The 15240-nt window shown below is 53.6% G+C and carries 17 protein-coding genes, 2 tRNA genes and 1 pseudogene; 11 read left to right on the top strand and 9 right to left on the bottom strand.

The features are described from left to right. Positions 1-26: 26 nt before the first annotated feature. From QYC28_RS07045 to QYC28_RS07030, 4 genes are all read left to right on the top strand, one after another. Entirely contained in the window at positions 27-362 is a 336-nt protein-coding gene (locus QYC28_RS07045; RefSeq protein WP_286625103.1) for a hypothetical protein, read from the top strand. Next, on the top strand, positions 349-1029 hold the full coding sequence (gene rsmG / locus QYC28_RS07040) for a 16S rRNA (guanine(527)-N(7))-methyltransferase RsmG (protein WP_302679205.1): 681 nt from the start codon (positions 349-351) through the stop codon (positions 1027-1029). The genes QYC28_RS07045 and rsmG overlap by 14 nt, the downstream gene beginning before the upstream one ends. 179 nt (positions 1030-1208) lie before the next feature. After that, positions 1209-1499 carry a DUF1816 domain-containing protein gene (locus QYC28_RS07035; RefSeq protein ID WP_302679204.1) on the top strand — a complete coding sequence of 97 codons (291 nt, stop codon included), beginning with the start codon at positions 1209-1211 and terminating at the stop codon, positions 1497-1499. Between the two features lie 95 nt (positions 1500-1594). Then, the gene (locus QYC28_RS07030; protein ID WP_302679203.1) at positions 1595-3880 is read left to right on the top strand and encodes a ComEC/Rec2 family competence protein; all 2286 of its coding nucleotides are present in this window, start codon (positions 1595-1597) and stop codon (positions 3878-3880) included. On the opposite strand, the gene QYC28_RS07025 is transcribed toward QYC28_RS07030, so the two are convergent. From QYC28_RS07025 to QYC28_RS07015, 3 genes are read right to left on the bottom strand one after another with little or no spacing between them, the layout of a single operon-like run. Next, positions 3877-5085 (bottom strand): GTPase family protein, encoded by a 1209-nt coding sequence (locus tag QYC28_RS07025; RefSeq protein ID WP_302679202.1) that lies wholly within the window; start codon positions 5083-5085, stop codon positions 3877-3879. The genes QYC28_RS07030 and QYC28_RS07025 overlap by 4 nt on opposite strands. Next, positions 5054-5335 carry a DUF2973 domain-containing protein gene (locus QYC28_RS07020; RefSeq protein ID WP_149819439.1) on the bottom strand — a complete coding sequence of 94 codons (282 nt, stop codon included), beginning with the start codon at positions 5333-5335 and terminating at the stop codon, positions 5054-5056. Before QYC28_RS07020 ends, QYC28_RS07025 begins: the two co-directional genes overlap by 32 nt. Positions 5336-5371: 36 nt before the next feature. Further along, on the bottom strand, positions 5372-5695 hold the full coding sequence (locus QYC28_RS07015; protein WP_149819437.1) for a DUF2605 domain-containing protein: 324 nt from the start codon (positions 5693-5695) through the stop codon (positions 5372-5374). A 184-nt stretch (positions 5696-5879) separates the two neighbouring features. Between QYC28_RS07015 and QYC28_RS07010 the strand changes: the two genes are divergently transcribed. Both QYC28_RS07010 and QYC28_RS07005 read left to right on the top strand, forming a co-directional pair. Beyond that, positions 5880-6416, top strand: coding sequence for a phycobiliprotein lyase (locus tag QYC28_RS07010; RefSeq protein ID WP_190278015.1), 537 nt, complete (start codon positions 5880-5882; stop codon positions 6414-6416). Beyond that, positions 6416-6769: a VOC family protein gene (locus QYC28_RS07005; protein WP_149819433.1), complete on the top strand. Its 354-nt coding sequence runs from the start codon at positions 6416-6418 to the stop codon at positions 6767-6769. The genes QYC28_RS07010 and QYC28_RS07005 overlap by 1 nt, the downstream gene beginning before the upstream one ends. Here QYC28_RS07005 and sfsA read toward each other — a convergent pair. After that, entirely contained in the window at positions 6766-7491 is a 726-nt protein-coding gene (gene sfsA / locus QYC28_RS07000) for a DNA/RNA nuclease SfsA (RefSeq protein ID WP_149819431.1), read from the bottom strand. The two genes, QYC28_RS07005 and sfsA, sit on opposite strands and share 4 nt — an antisense overlap. A gap of 345 nt (positions 7492-7836) precedes the next feature. Here sfsA and QYC28_RS06995 point away from each other — a divergent pair, with 345 nt between their 5' ends. The 5 genes from QYC28_RS06995 to QYC28_RS06975 are packed head-to-tail and all read left to right on the top strand — an operon-like array spanning position 7837 to position 12048. After that, positions 7837-8172, top strand: coding sequence for a rubredoxin (locus QYC28_RS06995; RefSeq protein ID WP_149819429.1), 336 nt, complete (start codon positions 7837-7839; stop codon positions 8170-8172). A 25-nt stretch (positions 8173-8197) separates the two neighbouring features. Further along, on the top strand, positions 8198-9205 hold the full coding sequence (locus tag QYC28_RS06990; RefSeq protein ID WP_302679201.1) for a photosynthesis system II assembly factor Ycf48: 1008 nt from the start codon (positions 8198-8200) through the stop codon (positions 9203-9205). Positions 9206-9244: 39 nt separating this feature from the next. Beyond that, entirely contained in the window at positions 9245-10318 is a 1074-nt protein-coding gene (locus tag QYC28_RS06985) for an aromatic ring-hydroxylating dioxygenase subunit alpha (protein ID WP_149819425.1), read from the top strand. A gap of 57 nt (positions 10319-10375) precedes the next feature. Continuing rightward, positions 10376-11155, top strand: coding sequence for an enoyl-ACP reductase FabI (gene fabI / locus QYC28_RS06980; RefSeq protein WP_149819423.1), 780 nt, complete (start codon positions 10376-10378; stop codon positions 11153-11155). A gap of 47 nt (positions 11156-11202) precedes the next feature. After that, positions 11203-12048, top strand: a complete 846-nt coding sequence (locus QYC28_RS06975; RefSeq protein WP_302679200.1) for a PspA/IM30 family protein — start codon at positions 11203-11205, stop codon at positions 12046-12048. A 6-nt stretch (positions 12049-12054) separates the two neighbouring features. Here the strand turns inward: QYC28_RS06975 and QYC28_RS06970 are convergent. The 5 genes and pseudogenes from QYC28_RS06970 to QYC28_RS06950 form a co-directional block, all read right to left on the bottom strand. Next, positions 12055-12126: transfer RNA gene (locus QYC28_RS06970), tRNA-Lys, on the bottom strand. Positions 12127-12180: 54 nt separating this feature from the next. Next, positions 12181-12963 carry an HAD family hydrolase gene (locus tag QYC28_RS06965; protein WP_149819420.1) on the bottom strand — a complete coding sequence of 261 codons (783 nt, stop codon included), beginning with the start codon at positions 12961-12963 and terminating at the stop codon, positions 12181-12183. 17 nt (positions 12964-12980) lie between these two features. Then, a tRNA-Gln gene (locus QYC28_RS06960) sits at positions 12981-13052 on the bottom strand. A gap of 68 nt (positions 13053-13120) precedes the next feature. Continuing rightward, positions 13121-14131 carry a sulfate/molybdate ABC transporter ATP-binding protein gene (locus QYC28_RS06955; protein WP_149819417.1) on the bottom strand — a complete coding sequence of 337 codons (1011 nt, stop codon included), beginning with the start codon at positions 14129-14131 and terminating at the stop codon, positions 13121-13123. 217 nt (positions 14132-14348) lie between these two features. Then, positions 14349-15153 (bottom strand): annotated as a pseudogene (locus QYC28_RS06950) (IS630 family transposase). Between the last annotated feature and the right edge of the window lie 87 nt (positions 15154-15240).

Genomic DNA, 15240 nt, shown 5'->3' with positions numbered 1-15240 from the left:
ATGAGTACGTTTAGGAGCCTACCTCCATGTCTGAAGAACAAGTCCCACCCACAACAACTGAAGAACCGGTTGCTGCTGCCGAGTCATCCAACCCTGAGCCCGCTGGAGAAACCGTCAGTGCTGAGGAGGTGATCGAGGCGGCCAAAGAACTCTTGGCGGCTCTCCAGCGCTTTGCCGCCGCTCAGTTAAAAGCCCTGCCAGCGGATGTACAGAAAGCCCTTGAAACGGCGATCGCAGAGCTGAAGTCGAATGCTGATACCGTCTCTAGCCATGTCAAGGATTTTGAGGAGCGACTCAAAGCGGCGTGGGAGGTGCTAACAGCAAAGAAAGAGTTGCCCAGTGGTGGTGATGGCGAGTCCTAGGCCGTTATTGCTTGAGCCATTCCCTTGGCAGGAGACCCTCCAGTGGCAACCCACACCCCAACAGCAGGAACAGTTCCAACGCTTCTATGGGGCAATCCTCGCAGCCAACCAAGGGATCAACTTGACGCGGATTACGGCAGTCCCTGATTTCTGGGAGAAGCACCTCTGGGATTCGTTGCGGGGGATTTTGCCATGGCTTCAGCCTACTGGGGGAACACCTTGGGGAACTAAGATTCAACAGGTCATTGATATTGGCAGTGGCGGTGGTTTTCCGGGGGTACCGGTGGCGATCGCCCGCCCCGATTGGTCAGTGACACTCCTTGAAGCAACCCAAAAGAAAGTCAAATTTTTGCACTCTCTCCCTTCAAGTGTTGGTTTGGCCAACATTCAGGCGCAATGGGGACGGGCAGAAGCCCATGAGCGCCGCTATGATTTGGCCTTGATTCGAGCCGTCGGTGATGTGGCTCGTTGTTGTGCCTATGGGTTGCCCCTATTACGGTTGGGGGGCATTTTAGTCCTGTACCGAGGTCAGTGGAGCAAAGAGGATGCCCAAACCCTAGGAACCCTGCTGCCGCGATACCGCAGTCAACTCCTAGAGATTCAGGCCTTTGCCACCCCCTTGAGCCATGCCCAGCGCCACTGCGTTTACCTTCAGCGTCAGGGTTGAATGAGTGATCTTGTCCTCGTGGGGACTCTTGATGTAAATAAATATGACAATTGATGGTTTGGAATTTTCGCCATACACATTTAGGGGGGGATCAGTTATACACAAATAGAGAGCAAACCAACAGATGTATTGAATTGATTGGTTGGGGCAATTTGGCAAGTTTCGGAGGAATACCGTCAATGTTTAGCGATAATAATACAGGTTTTACAAGCTGGCTCGCCGATCTCGTCAATGGTATGGGTCTGGCGTGGTGGGTCAAGATAGAAACGAAAACCCCCCCCTGCACCTACTACTTTGGCCCTTTTCTGACACCCATGGAGGCGGAAAAAGAGAAGGATGGCTACATTGAGGACTTGAAGGCTGAGGGCGCAGAGGGACTTGAGGTCAGTGTCGTGCGCTGCCGTCCTGAAGAGGTGACCATTGACGCCGAAAAAAAGACGCGGGTGCCCCTTAGTGTTGGCATGACATAGGTTAAAGTCTGAATTGGTTCTAAAACTCTGTCCCTACAGCATGATGCCGTCTTAAAGTTTCTCCTAAGTCTCTGGACGCCAACCCCAACAAGGCTATGTTCAGCATTACCAAGGCGGATGGAATTCTCTGGGCGATCGCCTTTATTACGGGGTGTGTTTTCAGTCTCTTTCAGTGGGGCTGGCTGGGGGTCTTGGCCCTAGGAGGGATGCTCTACAGCGGGCGGCGCTGGGGCGGTAAGGTTTGGCTGCGCCTGCCTTCGAGTCAAAGTTTTGCGATCGCCACCGGGGTTGCCCTTTTAGCGATGGCCTATGTGTGGCTGCGCACGCCCCAGCCGGGGGTGAATGACATCAGCAGTTTAGTGCCCCGTCTTGAGGGGTTGAACCTACCGTCAACGGTGCTCGTCGAGGGGCGTGTTGAAACCACACCACTACCTAATCGCGCTGGGCGACGACGCTTTTTCCTAGGGGTGGAGCGCTATCAAAATCTCAGTCAAGTACCGGCCCAAAGTGAGGTGCTGCAAGGGAGAGCCAGTGGCCGCCTCTATGTGACACTGCCAGCAGCGGAAGGGGCAAAGCTACATCCCAGCCAACGGATCCAGATTTCGGGGCGGCTCTATCTGCCTCGTGGGGGGGGCAGTGAGTTTTTTCGTGCCTTTAACTTTCGGCGGCAGCTTCAGTTACAGCACACCTTTGCTGGCTTAGCAGGCAACAAGGTCACGATTTTGGATCAGGGATCACCTTGGGGGTTGTGGGCACTGCGGCAGCGGATTATCCAAGTCCATGCCCAAGGGTTGGGCGATCGCTATGGTGCGGTGGTCTCGGCAATGGTGCTGGGGAACCGCGCGGTGGCCATTCCCTTTGAGGTGCGCGACAGCTTTCGGCGCGTGGGGCTATCCCATGCTCTGGCGGCCTCGGGGTTTCATACGGCGATTTTGTTGGCAGTTGTCTTGGCGGTGACGCGTTTCCTGCCGCAGCAGTGGCGCTATGGTTTGGGGGCTGGGGTCTTGGTGCTCTTTGCCTGTTTGAGTGGGTTTGCCCCCTCAGCAATTCGCGCTGTGTTGATGGGCTTGGCGGGTCTGGTGGCTTTGGTGAATGGTCAAAAGGGGCAACCCCTCGTGATTCTGCTGGCGATCGCCACTGCCATGCTGATCTACAATCCCCTGTGGATTGAGGACATTGGCTTTCAGTTGAGCTTCCTAGCCACCTTGGGTCTCATTGTCAGTGCTCAACCGATCAGCGATCGCCTCGATTGGTTGCCAACACCCCTGCGCAACCTTGTCGCGGTACCCCTCGCGGCCACCCTTTGGGTACTGCCCCTCTCTTTGGCAATCTTCGGTATTTTCCCGGTGTATGGTCTGCTGGCTAATGTCCTTGCCAATCTGCCCCTAGTTCTCTTGACGGTTGGCGGCTTCATCAGTGCCATGGTCGGCCTCCTCGTTCCGCCTGTGGGATCGGCGCTTGCTTGGCTCCTCTACTACCCCACAGCTTTCCTCCTGTGGCTGATTCAAACCATCGGCCAGTGGCCGGGGGCAACGATCGCCCTTGGCAGTTTGGGTTGGCTGCAAGTTGTTGTTCTCTATGGCCTGATTGTCCTTGGGTGGCTGAGTCCTCGCTGGCGGCGCCGTTGGTTTTTGCTGTTTACCCTTGGTGTCACTCTGGTTCTCGTGCCCTTTATTCTGCGCCAAAATACCCTCTTTCAAGCTACGGTTCTGGCCAATACACAGGTGCCGACACTGGTGGTTCAGCAACCAGCGGGGACAGTCGTCATTAATGGGGGAGATCCCCAAGGGCTAACGGCTTTCTTGGCTCAAGAGGGCATTAACCGCATTGATTGGGCGGTGGCCAGCGATCGCCAGTACCGTCAACAACAGGGCTGGCGCGAGATTCATGGGATCACCCCAATTCGCCAGTTTACGGATGTGCCAACGGCCAAGAGTGATCCTGCCTACCGGGAAATGTTGACCACCCTCAAGGTGCCCCATCAATCGCTTCCCCTGCGGCAACCCGTTCAACTGGGTCAGGTGAAAATTACTGTCCTGCGGGCGGATCCGGCTATCTTGACCTTGGAGATGGGCAACAGTCAGTGGCTCTTTGTCAGTGATCCCAGTCGCGATGCCGCTCAAACGGATTGGCTGGCCGTGACGCCCGTGGAGCCACCGCAGGTTCTCTGGTGGTGGGGGCGAAAATTAACGCCACGCCTCTTTGAGATTGTTAAGCCGCGCAGTGTCATTCTTAGTCGCAACGCCCTTGATCCCGCGATCGCCCGCTATCTAAAGGAGAAAGAAATTCCCTATTTTGTGGTCGGAGAAGCCGGGGAAGTGCGCTGGCAAGCGGATGGCTCCCTGAAGGCCAATGCCCCTCAAAACGATGGCTTGATTTAGGACTCGCTTTGGCGCAAGCGTAAATGTGCGGTTGCCAATGTTTCTTGGAGTACCTGCTGAATGCGCTGCGGATCGGGAGTTTTGCCCCCCATCACGTCGCCAAAATAGACACAGGCGGCTTCCCCCAAGGCCCAAGTATAGGCCGCCGCCCAAGAGGCAGACAGCACCGATCCCAAACCCGGAATCAATTTAATCAACTGTTGCCCCACCAACCGCGCCACAAATCCGCCGCCAATTGTGGTCAAGATGCCCCCGGCTTGGGAAGGCGAAAGGGTCTGACCGTACAACTGCCCCAGCAGCACCACCATCACCACCTGCACCCCCACAAGGACTGGCATCGTGGCAAAGGGCAAAGGCACTGCCGCCAAGGTTCCCGCCATCACTGCAAAGGGGGCAATGTAGCGCCGCCCCACCTGACGATAGAGGGGAGCCAGTTGATCACTGAGATGGGATTGGGCGATCAGCTCGCGGAGCAGTTGGGCTTCTGCTTTGGGCAGCACTGCCTCTAGGGTTGTAGCAAGGGTCTCAAAGCCATAAAAAACAGGGGTGTAGCCGTCTTCCTCCAACGTAAAGTCAAGGGGAATGACGCGATCGCTAATGTCAGCAAAGCGCTCCTTATGGCCAGCGATCGCCAAATTAACCTCAGGAATCTCTGGGGGATAGGGGGGATGATTTTCTTGGTTGGGGGGATACAGCTCGTGCAGACAGGTAATGGCCAAAATAAACGGAATCTCTGGATGAGCCTTCTTCAGTGCCTTTGCCACTTGGTGCAGGCGATCGCCCGCAAAATCCGTTACCTTGACCGTCAAAATAATCACTCGTGCCCGTTGACTTTGCTGCAACAGGTGATCCAATTCCGCCACCACCTCAGCCGTTTGCTCTGGCGTTTCCCCCAAGCCCACTGTATCCGTGAAGGTGAGCAGTGGCAGTTCAGCCGTGGGATAGTCATAGCGCTGTGTTTGCCGCGTATGGGGACGAAACCCCGCCCCGACAATACTGGCATCGGCACCCGTCATTGCCCGCACAATCGAACTTTTCCCCGATTGGGGTTTGCCAATCAGCAAGACCTCCGTCGCCGCTAATTCCTGCCGTGCCCTAGCCAAGACCTCCGCCAGTGCCGTTGCATCCACCTGAAACCAGCGGCTCAGGAACTGCCCATAGGAGCCTAAGAATTTAGGCTTGGGTTTCTCCACGGGCGTCGTCACCGTAGCTGGGGGATTCGCGGTAGATCGCATCCAGCTGGGCACGGGCATCCTCCACACTGAGAGAGCGCATCACCAACAGGGGTTCATCAATCACATGGCCATCGCTATCTAACAGTTCGGGATGGGTCACCCGTGGCGGTGAAAATTGGCGTTGTGATTCAATGCCGAGGGTCAACAAACTGCGAATCAGATTAGCCATGGCCAGTAGTGCCAAGACCGTAAAGGCAACAATATAGATCAACTGCAACATGAAGAGAGCACCTCCGAGCCAAGCGCCAAGAATCGTTTAAGTGTCACAAGATTTGGATAAGCGATAGTGGTGGGCAACCTGCCAGCACTCCATCAAGAGCGTATGCCACTGCATCAGTACCTGTGTATCAACCCCCACTTGGCCGTCCGTTGCCCGAAAGAGGCTTTGGGTAGCAATCACATCATTGAGGGCCGTCTCCACCCGTTCAAGGAGTGCCTGCTGTTCCGCCACGTTCAAGAAGGGAATCACTTCTGTCTGCAAGAGCGATCGCGATCGCGTGAACCAGTACTGAAAATCTTCGAGTAGCGGCTCCAGCAAGACCTTAAGCAGTTGAGGTTCAGGTAAATTTGAGTGCAGCATAGGGATTGATGAGGGCGACCTACTTCTATCTTAAATCTTAAACTCGTTTACATATTGTTACATTGTTAATCTTTGACTGCATCTTTCCTCAGCGCGATCGTTTGGAAGGAATCGAAGAGACGGTGTACCCTAAAAAAAGACTCAAAAATACTGCTCTTGTCCCCATTACATAGTGTGCGCAGGTATGGACATCCGCGACTTTTTTGCCCAAAGTGCTGGCCGCTGGTTTTCCCAACGTACCAGTCATCACTTGGCCTTTAAGCAAACTGAGTCAGGCAAGTCTCAGTTAACCATTGAATTACTGTCTGTGGATGATCCTGCGGTCATTGCCCTGTGTCAGCAATATGACATGGATCCCGCTTGGGCAGTGTGCGGTGCACGGGTCAGTTGGGACGGCACGATGGAATGGGACAGCGAGAAGCACGAAGGCTCAACGGTACTGGTGCCGATCATGGATCAGGGGTCACGGATGGAAGGCAAGCTCCTGCGGGAAATGGGCTATGCCGAAAAAGCACCGGTTGCCGGTCGCTTCAGTATGGGCAGTGATGGTGCCCTAACACTGATTACCGAATACGAAACCATGTACTCTGAAGAGCGCCTTTGGTTTGCCAGCCCCAATCTACGCCTGCGCACCAGTATTCTCAAGCGCTTTGGTGGCTTTAGTATGGCCTCCTTTTGCTCAGAAATTCGCTTAGGGGTGACGCAACCCGCCAATTCCTGATGGTCTTTCTCCACGTTGCTATTAACGTCACGGATTTGGAGCGAGCTGCGGCCTTCTATGAAGGGTTGCTGGGTCTTACCCCCGTCGATCGCCCCCTGAAATTCCCCGGCCGCTGGTATCAAATCGGTACGGTGCAAATTCATCTCATCCCAGCGGAGCAGGTGGTTGATCCCTGTCAAGATCAGCGGTGGGGACGTAACCCCCACTTTGCCCTTGGCGTAACTGATTTAGCCAGTCTCGAACAACGCCTAGTGGCAGCCCAAATTCCCTTGCAGCGCAGTGCCTCAGGACGAACCGCAATCTTTGTCGCAGATCCCGATGGCAATCTGATTGAACTTAGCCAAGTGTCCTAGAGTACCAGCTTGGCCGTTCCCAAAAACTGAATGCCCGTTGGCTCAATGGCAAAACGATAGGGCAAAATTTCCACCCCTTGGTTGTAGGCGGCGCGTAAGAGTTGTCCATAGGTGGGATCGGCACTGTCTCCCGGCGCAAAGCGATCGCAATCACCGCGATTAATAAAGTAGAGCATACACACACGAGTGTCAGGTTGGGTTTGCCGTAGCCATTGCAGTTCCCGCAGATGCTTTTGACCTCGCATGGTCACCGTATCAGGAAACAGGGCTAACCCCCCTTGCGCCCAAGTGGTATTTTTCACCTCAACATAGGCAGGGGGCTGTTGGGGATGATCCGCCAAGTAAAAGTCAATGCGGCTGCGCTCTTGACCATAGGCCACCTCTCGCTGCTGAGTGCCGTACCCAGCTAGTTCCGGTAGGATGCCTGCCGCCAATGCGGAAGCAATCACCCGATTCGGCAAACTCGTATTTACCCCCACCCACGTGCCATCAACGAAAATCATTTCCCACGTATAGGCCAGCTTGCGCTTGGGATCTGCATGGTAGGAGACTTGAACGGGGGCACCCACTTGGCAGATTCCTGTCATCGGCCCTGTATTCGGGCAGTGGGCTGTGATGCGATCGCCAGAGGTCAACTCAATCTCCGCAAAAAATCGCTGATAGCGCCGACAGAGAATTCCTGCTTGGAGCGGTGGATAGTGCCAACACAATGTGGGAGTCACAGGCGACCCGTAGAAAGTGCAGGTCTCTATTCTACCCCCAAAAGTAAAATGCCAGCCCCCTTGGTGATATGGAAGCCAGCATTCTACGGAATATTAAAGGAGATTTAAGGTTAAGGTCTATATGGGCTGACCTCAATTGAATACCCCTATCATGGCATCACTTCTTGGCAGGGCTGGCTTCCCTAATCTTTTCTTTATATTTATGTTGCAAAGGTCTGATCTTTCGTTACATGTCTTAGAGTTTCGCAGTATTGTCCTGAAAACTCCCCTGTCCTCATCACAAGAAACGCCCCTAAATCCCGTAGTATTAAGATGTATGTCGCAAATCTTAAAAATTTCTGAGGTATGACCGCCGAAACCCCTGATGTTGCGCCCTTAGATCGGTTTGAGTGCCGTGCCTGCGGCTACATCTATGAACCCTCAAAGGGAGACGAAAATCGCTCGATTCCGCCGGGGACAGCCTTTGCTGATCTCCCCGTAAACTGGCGGTGTCCAGTGTGCAGTGCTCCGAAAAAGCAATTTAGCAACATTGGACCTGTGGGATCCCCCTCAGGCTTCAAGGAAAATCTGAACTACGGCTTGGGTGTGAATCGCCTCACCCCCGGCCAAAAAAATATCCTCATTTTTGGTGGTCTTGCCCTTGCCGTTCTTTTTCTACTGAGTTTCTATAATGTTCGCTAAACAAATTGACAGTTATTGGCAAAAAATGAAAGGAATCAAGTTCCTGCATTGGCTACTGGTGACCGTTGTCCTCTGGATGAGCCTGAGTACCTCTGCCCTTGCCATCCCCGCCTTGGACTACAACCCTTGGGAAGCCATCCAACTACCAACCACCTCAACCATTCTCGATATGAGCTTTATTGACCGTAATCACGGTTGGTTGGTGGGTGCCAATGCCACACTGATGGAAACTCGCGACGGTGGTCAAACTTGGGAACCCCGTACGCTGGTTTTAGATAATCCCGACTATCGCTTCAACAGCGTTAGCTTCCAAGGGAACGAGGGCTGGATTGTCGGTGAGCCACCCATTATGCTGCACACGACCGATGGTGGCCAATCTTGGAGTCAAATTCCCCTCAATCCCAAGCTCCCCGGCTCACCCCGCCTGATCAAAGCCCTCGGCAATGGCGCTGCAGAAATGATGACCGATGTAGGCGCCATTTACCGTACCCAAGATGGGGGCAGAAACTGGCAGGCCTTAGTTCAAGAAGCTATTGGTGTGATGCGCAACCTCAACCGTTCGCCCTCTGGTGAGTATGTGGCTGTCTCCTCGCGGGGGAGCTTTTACTCCACGTGGCAGCCGGGACAAACCGCTTGGCAACCCCACAATCGCACCACCTCGCGCCGTGTCCACAATATGGGCTTTACCCCGGATGGTCGGCTCTGGATGATTGTCAATGGCGGTAAAATTGCCTTCTCTGATCCAGACAATTCCGAAAACTGGGGAGAACTGCTGAGTCCCCTGCGTCGCAATAGTGTTGGCTTCCTTGATCTGGCCTATCGCACACCCAATGAAGTATGGCTAGCAGGGGGTGCTGGGGTACTGCTCTGTAGCCAAGATGGTGGCCAAACGTGGCAGCAGGATGTGGACGTGAAAAAAGTCCCCTCCAACTTTTATAAAATTCTCTTCTTTAGTCCTGATCAAGGGTTCATCATTGGCCAGAAGGGGATCTTGCTGCGGTATGTGACTGACTTGACGGCTGCTTCGGCGTAACGTAGAAAATAACTGCCGAGCATCTGGTAGAGTCTGGTTATGAACTCCAGCAGCACTTCATTCTCCCTCCATGAGGGTAGTAGTTTCTTACGCAATATCTGGTACTATGGCCTGCCAGCCGCTGACCTCAAGCCGGGTCGCTGCCAAGCCAAGGTGCTTTTAGGGGAGCCTATTCTCTTCTGCCGTACCACTTCAGGCAAGCCCTTTGCGCTGCGCAATCTCTGCCCTCACCGTGGCATTCCCCTACACTATGGTCACTTTGATGGGGAAGAGGTGGAGTGCCCCTACCACGGCTGGCGCTTCAATGCCCACGGCCACTGTACGCTGATTCCCTCCCTGACCAGTGATAGTGATGTGGATCTCAAGCACTTTGGTGTGTTGAGTTATCCCGTACGCGAGGTGCAGGGCAATCTCTGGATTTTTTTCCCAGCCAATGAGCGTGATGTCAGTGAACCGACCCTAGAGGTGCCCCTTGTGCCCGGATTTAGCGCCGAGACCCAACCCCAAGCGGTGCAAAAATTCATCTTTCCGGGACATTTGGATCAGGTGTTTATTAACTTTATGGATCCCTCCCATGCGCCCTTTGTCCATGGGGCGTGGTGGTGGCGCAAGCGGGGCAAGCTCTTTGAGAAGGCAAAAACCTTTGATCCGTCGCCCTATGGCTTTACCATGCGCCGCCATCCCCTGTTGCGCAAGTCGTGGGCACACCATATTTTAGGTGGCCATCCTGAGGTGGAAATTATCTATCGGCTGCCGGGGATTCGCATCGAAACCAACTATAGCGATCGCCACACCTTTTGTTTTCTGATTACCCTCACCCCCATCAACGATCAGGAAACTGAACTCACTGCCACCTACTACTGGACCTTTCCATGGCTCGCCCCCCTGAAACCGCTACTGGCTCCCTTAGCACGGGAATTTCTCAACCAAGATTTGCGCATTGTGGCCAAGCAAAGCGAAGGCCTAAAGTACAAGCCACCGTTGACGCTTATCAAAGAGGCCGATTACCAAGCTAAATGGTATTACCAGCTTAAGCGGGAGTACGAGAAAGCCACCCAAGAGGGACGGGAATTTGTCAACCCCTTGAAAACCCAAGTCCTACGCTGGCGCTAAAGGCAGCAGCCCCTCTGGTACGATCAGAGGGTTAGATCATTCACACTGGCTGTACCTATGCTCCTAGACCTATCGGGAAAACGCGCCCTTGTGACCGGCATTGCCAATAATCGCTCCATTGCTTGGGGGATTGCCCAACAGCTCCATGCAGCAGGTGCTGAACTGGCAGTGACGTATCTTCCCGACGAGCGGGGAAAGCTGAAGCAAAAGGTCGAGGAACTGACTGCTCCTTTAGACCCCAAACTGCTTTTACCCCTAGATGTGCAGCAACCTCAACAAATTGACGAAGCCTTTGCTGCCATTGCCTCTACTTGGGGTGGCTTAGATATTTTGATTCACTGTTTGGCCTTTGCCCAAAAAGAAGATCTCAGTGGTGACTTTTCCGCCGTCTCCCTTGAAGGCTTTAATCTCGCTCTCGACATCAGTGCCTACTCCCTGATCTCTCTCAGCCGTGCCGCTAAACCATTGATGACCAACGGCGGGTCAATCATTACCCTGACTTATTTGGGGGGTGTGCGGGTTGTGCCGAACTACAATGTCATGGGGATTGCCAAGGCAGCCCTAGAAATGAATGTGCGCTACCTCGCGGCAGAATTGGGGCCTCAGAAGATCCGTGTCAATGGTATCTCCGCTGGTCCAATTCGCACCTTGGCCTCCTCAGCAGTAGGGGGCATTCTCGATATGATCCACCATGTGGAAGCCACGGCTCCGTTGCGGCGCACGGTGACCCAAACAGAGGTGGGCAACACAGCAGCTTTTCTTGCCAGCGATCTAGCCAGTGGCATCACTGGTCAAATTCTTTATGTGGATTCGGGCTACTGCATCATGGGGATGTAGAGGGCATGCGCTAGAGTAGAGTCAGCGAGTTATTGACGAGGCAAAGCATGGGTTTACTTGATCGTGTCGGCATGGTGATTCGCTCTAATCTCAATGCCATTGTCAGTGCTGCTGAAGATCCAGAAAAAATCCTTGAGCAAACAATTATTGACATGAACGAGGACTTGGTGAAGTTGCGCCAAGCCGTTGCTCAAGCCATTGCTGCTCAGAAACGACTAGAGCAGCAGTACGCCCAAAATCTTAAGGATGCCCAACAGTGGGAAGAGCGGGCACGCCTTGCCCTCAGTAGAGGAGATGAAGCCCTCGCGTTGGAAGCCTTGAACCGCAAGAAAACTGCCGCAGATACCGCTGCCGCCCTTAAAGCCCAAGTGGATCAAATGGCAGTCCAAGTAAAAACCCTTAAGGACAACTTGACCGCCCTTGAAAGCAAAATTTCTGAGGCGAAAACGAAGAAGGAAATGCTCAAAGCGCGTGTCCGGGCAGCCAAAGCCTCTGAGCAGATTCATCAAGCGGTCAGCAAGGTGGGCACCTCCAATGCGATGGCGGCATTTGAGCGTATGGAAGATAAAGTCCTGCAAATGGAAGCCCGCTCCCAAGCGATCGCTGAACTGAGTGGCGATACTCTCGAAAGTAAATTCCAAGCGCTCCAAAGCAGCGCCAACAAACAGGATGTGGAATTTGAACTGCTGGAAATGAAGCGGCAGATGGGCTTGTTGCCCGATGCTTCCTCCGCGGGGACACTCCCCCAGACCTCCAGTGGCAGCAGTCAGTTAAATATTAATATCAACGTCTCTACTCCCGAAGTGCAGGACGCACCACGCCCCAGTTCATCCTCTCAGAGTAAATCTATTGATGACGATATGGCAGAACTCCGCCGGCTATTGGATAGCTAGTTGGAATGGGTCGCCTGGGATTCGAACCCAAGACCAATCGGTTAAAAGCCGAGTGCTCTACCGCTGAGCTAGCGACCCGCGCTGTTGCGCAGCTTTTCCAGTATAGAGAAAACCACCTTGAAAGACAAGGGGTTAGGGGCAAAGCCAGTGGGGAAATTCACAAAATTGTTCTCGGCTGAGGAGATGGATGCGCGGATGTGCCTCGGCTTGGGCGCGATCGCCAGCAGTGGTATAGCCCCATGTCGCCAAGAAGAGTTCTGTTTCCTCTAGTTCCGGTGTAGCCGCAACCTGTAACAGTGCCCCGAGGCGATCCTCAACAAACCACAGGGGAGCACCATAGGTTGACTGAAGCGCCTCAAGAATCACAGGTTTTGGCTGCTGTTGGTCTTTGCCATAGATCGCCCTTGGGGGAAAGGAGATGCCCGCTTGCTCTAGCAAATACGTAACAAAGCGCTGCTCCTTGGTGGTGACAATGGCGAGGGGTTGACCTTGAGTCTGCCAGCGTTGCAAAGCGGCTACGACACCGTCATAAAAGTCATGGAGCGCCAGCCAGCTTTGCCAGTCCGTTGCAATCCAGCGATCGCGCAGGCCGTCCACTCGTTCTCCCAAATCGGTGGCAGTGAGATGGTAGGTAGCAAGTAGGCGATCGCGCACCTTTGGCCAGTTTTGGAGAATCTCTTGAGTAGAGGTGCCTTCAACAATTGCTCGCAACAGGAGCGGCATTTCCCAACCCACCGTAATCACAGGGCGCAATTGACCAAATTGCCTTTCTAGTTCCTCTAGGGAAAGCACAAGGGGCTGCTCAGGCCACACCTGCTGATACACCTGCCAACTGGTTTGAAAATATTCTCGCAGGCCGTTGCAGAGGACGCCATCAAAATCTAAGGCCAGTAATGAAGGTAATATTCTTGGCATTGATGTCTATAACCTAACTGGGGCGGGAGGATTCGAACCCCCGAATGGCGGGACCAAAACCCGCTGCCTTACCGCTTGGCGACACCCCATTGCGTTGCTTTGTTAGCATAGCAAGTTTGACCCCCTTTGTTCAAGGGATGAACGGATTTTTTGGTGCCTAAATACTGTAGTAAAGGGGAAAGGACTTTGCCTCCCTTGGCTTAATAAAGACCTGTTGCTGGGGTTCAAGGCGCAGCTCGTCAAATCGCTCTCGCGATAGGTGAGCCATCAGCTCCTGTCCATCATCTAGGCGCAGTTCCACCTGAATTTCCCAACCCAAGTGAATGATGCGGTGAATGCGGGCTGAGACGGTGTTACCATTGGGACTCGTCTCAATGATGATGTCGCGCGGGCGCAGAAAAATATCGCAGTGGGCAGCCGTGCCTTCGCTTTGCTGAAAGACGCGGGAGCGCAAGACGTTCACAGGGCCAATAAAGCTCATCACAAAGGGGCTAGCGGGATGGTCGTAAATTTCAGCGGGGGTGCCCACCTGCTCCACTTGGCCTTTGTTCATGACAACAATTTGATCCGCGACTTCCATAGCCTCCTCTTGGTCATGGGTCACGAAGACCGTTGTCACATGGACATCATCGTGGAGGTGGCGTAGCCATGCTCGCAGTTCCTTACGTACCTTGGCATCGAGGGCACCAAAGGGTTCATCCAGCAATAGCACCTTGGGTTCTACGGCAAGGGCACGGGCAAGAGCCACCCGCTGGCGTTGTCCCCCAGAGAGCTGAGAGGGGTAGCGATCGCCCAAGCCACCCAACTGCACCAACTCGAGCAACTCCTCAACCCGAGCTTTGATCTTGGCACGGGGCACCTTGCGCAGCTCTAGGCCAAAGGCGATATTTTGGCGCACAGTCATGTGCTTAAAAAGGGCATAGTGCTGAAAGACGAAGCCAATATTACGTTCTTGGACACTTTGATAGGTGGCGTCCTTGCCCGTGAGCAGAATTCGGCCAGTGTCGGGCATCTCTAAACCCGCAATCAGCCGCAGTAAGGTTGATTTGCCGGAACCTGAAGGCCCCAACAGCGCCACCAAAGAGCCACTGGCAATATCCAAATCCACCTGCTTGACCGCTTGAAAGGAGCCAAAGGACTTAGAAACGTTTTCAATAGTGATGCCCATAGCACTGCTAGCAATACTCTAGTTTCTCTATAAGATTACCGTAGTTTTGAAGCCCTGTGTCTTTGCCCACAGGGCAAACGCATACTCAGACAATGGCATGGCAACGCACCGCCTGCGCCAACCACTCTACCCCACCGTCAAGACTGAGTAGAATACAGATGCCGTAGATTGCCCTTGAGGCTCAAAACATATAGCTATTCCAATAAAGAATGAGGCATCATCCAGCACAATACTTGCGAATCACTTCATCAATCGAACTGTTTGACCCTGCATACATCCGCGCTCGCTTCAGCGCACTGAAGTCGTGCTCAATCACATTCAAATCAAGAGAGTATTTCGGTAAAAATAACACCTCGTGACCCGCCGCTTTCACCACTGCCTGAATCACCCCTTTCGGATGAATCGGTGCATTATCCATCATCAACAACGAACGTTTCTCTAACGCTGACAAACAGTATTGACTCAGCCAGCTCACAAACCCTACCGCATTCAAATATCCTGAAAACAGCATCGGCGCGATGAAGTCTTTCTGGTGTCTATACCGTCCTGCGACTCAACTCTCTCTTTTCTGACGCTTCCCCGCTCGCTCTCCATCAATTCGTTGGCCTCGCGCTGACTACCCATACTCACACGCCACCCGAGAGTCAAACCCCGTTTCATCGATAGACACCACCGTTTCCTTGCCGTGGCTCTCTACCCATGTGTCGAGCTGCTGTTGATACGCTTGTCGCTCTTCTTCACACCGTTCTTGGTAACGTATCTGTTTTTTTTCGGGTGATGCCCATCTGGTCGAGGGCATAACTAATGGTGGAAACTTGGACGCCAAATCGCTGGGTACGGTCGATTAAACGGTCATCGGGATGGGCAGCAACATCGGCTGCTAAGGCCGCCCAATCCAGCTTCCAAGGACGACGGGGGACAACCGTGGGCGCTAAGTCCTCTCGCTTCAGCCAGCGATGGATGGTGGCGCGACTGACCTGAAAGATTTGAGTTGCTTCACTGATTTTGCCACCTTGCTTGATATAGGAGACAACCCGCTCTCGTCAGTCCAAGCTATAGCTCATATTCTTGAGTAACATTCATGATGCTTTGAGGATAGCCTATCCCTC

The organism is Thermosynechococcus sp. HY596 (assembly GCF_030518715.1).
Taxonomy (GTDB): domain Bacteria; phylum Cyanobacteriota; class Cyanobacteriia; order Thermosynechococcales; family Thermosynechococcaceae; genus Thermosynechococcus.
Note: the sequence above shows the minus strand (reverse complement) of the source record. Positions and strands in the feature narration are given on the sequence as shown.

What these genes read in the sequence shown, in the direction of transcription:
- rsmG (WP_302679205.1), top strand. Translation starts at nt 349, where the DNA reads ATGGCGAGTCCTAGGCCGTTATTGCTTGAGCCATTCCCTTGGCAGGAG.
- QYC28_RS07030 (WP_302679203.1), top strand. Translation starts at nt 1,595, where the DNA reads ATGTTCAGCATTACCAAGGCGGATGGAATTCTCTGGGCGATCGCCTTT.
- QYC28_RS06955 (WP_149819417.1), bottom strand. Translation starts at nt 14,131, where the DNA reads ATGGGCATCACTATTGAAAACGTTTCTAAGTCCTTTGGCTCCTTTCAA.
- QYC28_RS06965 (WP_149819420.1), bottom strand. Translation starts at nt 12,963, where the DNA reads ATGCCAAGAATATTACCTTCATTACTGGCCTTAGATTTTGATGGCGTC.
- QYC28_RS06975 (WP_302679200.1), top strand. Translation starts at nt 11,203, where the DNA reads ATGGGTTTACTTGATCGTGTCGGCATGGTGATTCGCTCTAATCTCAAT.
- QYC28_RS07020 (WP_149819439.1), bottom strand. Translation starts at nt 5,335, where the DNA reads ATGTTGCAGTTGATCTATATTGTTGCCTTTACGGTCTTGGCACTACTG.
- QYC28_RS07010 (WP_190278015.1), top strand. Translation starts at nt 5,880, where the DNA reads ATGGACATCCGCGACTTTTTTGCCCAAAGTGCTGGCCGCTGGTTTTCC.
- QYC28_RS07035 (WP_302679204.1), top strand. Translation starts at nt 1,209, where the DNA reads ATGTTTAGCGATAATAATACAGGTTTTACAAGCTGGCTCGCCGATCTC.
- QYC28_RS07005 (WP_149819433.1), top strand. Translation starts at nt 6,416, where the DNA reads ATGGTCTTTCTCCACGTTGCTATTAACGTCACGGATTTGGAGCGAGCT.
- QYC28_RS06990 (WP_302679201.1), top strand. Translation starts at nt 8,198, where the DNA reads ATGAAAGGAATCAAGTTCCTGCATTGGCTACTGGTGACCGTTGTCCTC.
- QYC28_RS06995 (WP_149819429.1), top strand. Translation starts at nt 7,837, where the DNA reads ATGACCGCCGAAACCCCTGATGTTGCGCCCTTAGATCGGTTTGAGTGC.
- fabI (WP_149819423.1), top strand. Translation starts at nt 10,376, where the DNA reads ATGCTCCTAGACCTATCGGGAAAACGCGCCCTTGTGACCGGCATTGCC.
- QYC28_RS06985 (WP_149819425.1), top strand. Translation starts at nt 9,245, where the DNA reads ATGAACTCCAGCAGCACTTCATTCTCCCTCCATGAGGGTAGTAGTTTC.
- QYC28_RS07015 (WP_149819437.1), bottom strand. Translation starts at nt 5,695, where the DNA reads ATGCTGCACTCAAATTTACCTGAACCTCAACTGCTTAAGGTCTTGCTG.
- QYC28_RS07045 (WP_286625103.1), top strand. Translation starts at nt 27, where the DNA reads ATGTCTGAAGAACAAGTCCCACCCACAACAACTGAAGAACCGGTTGCT.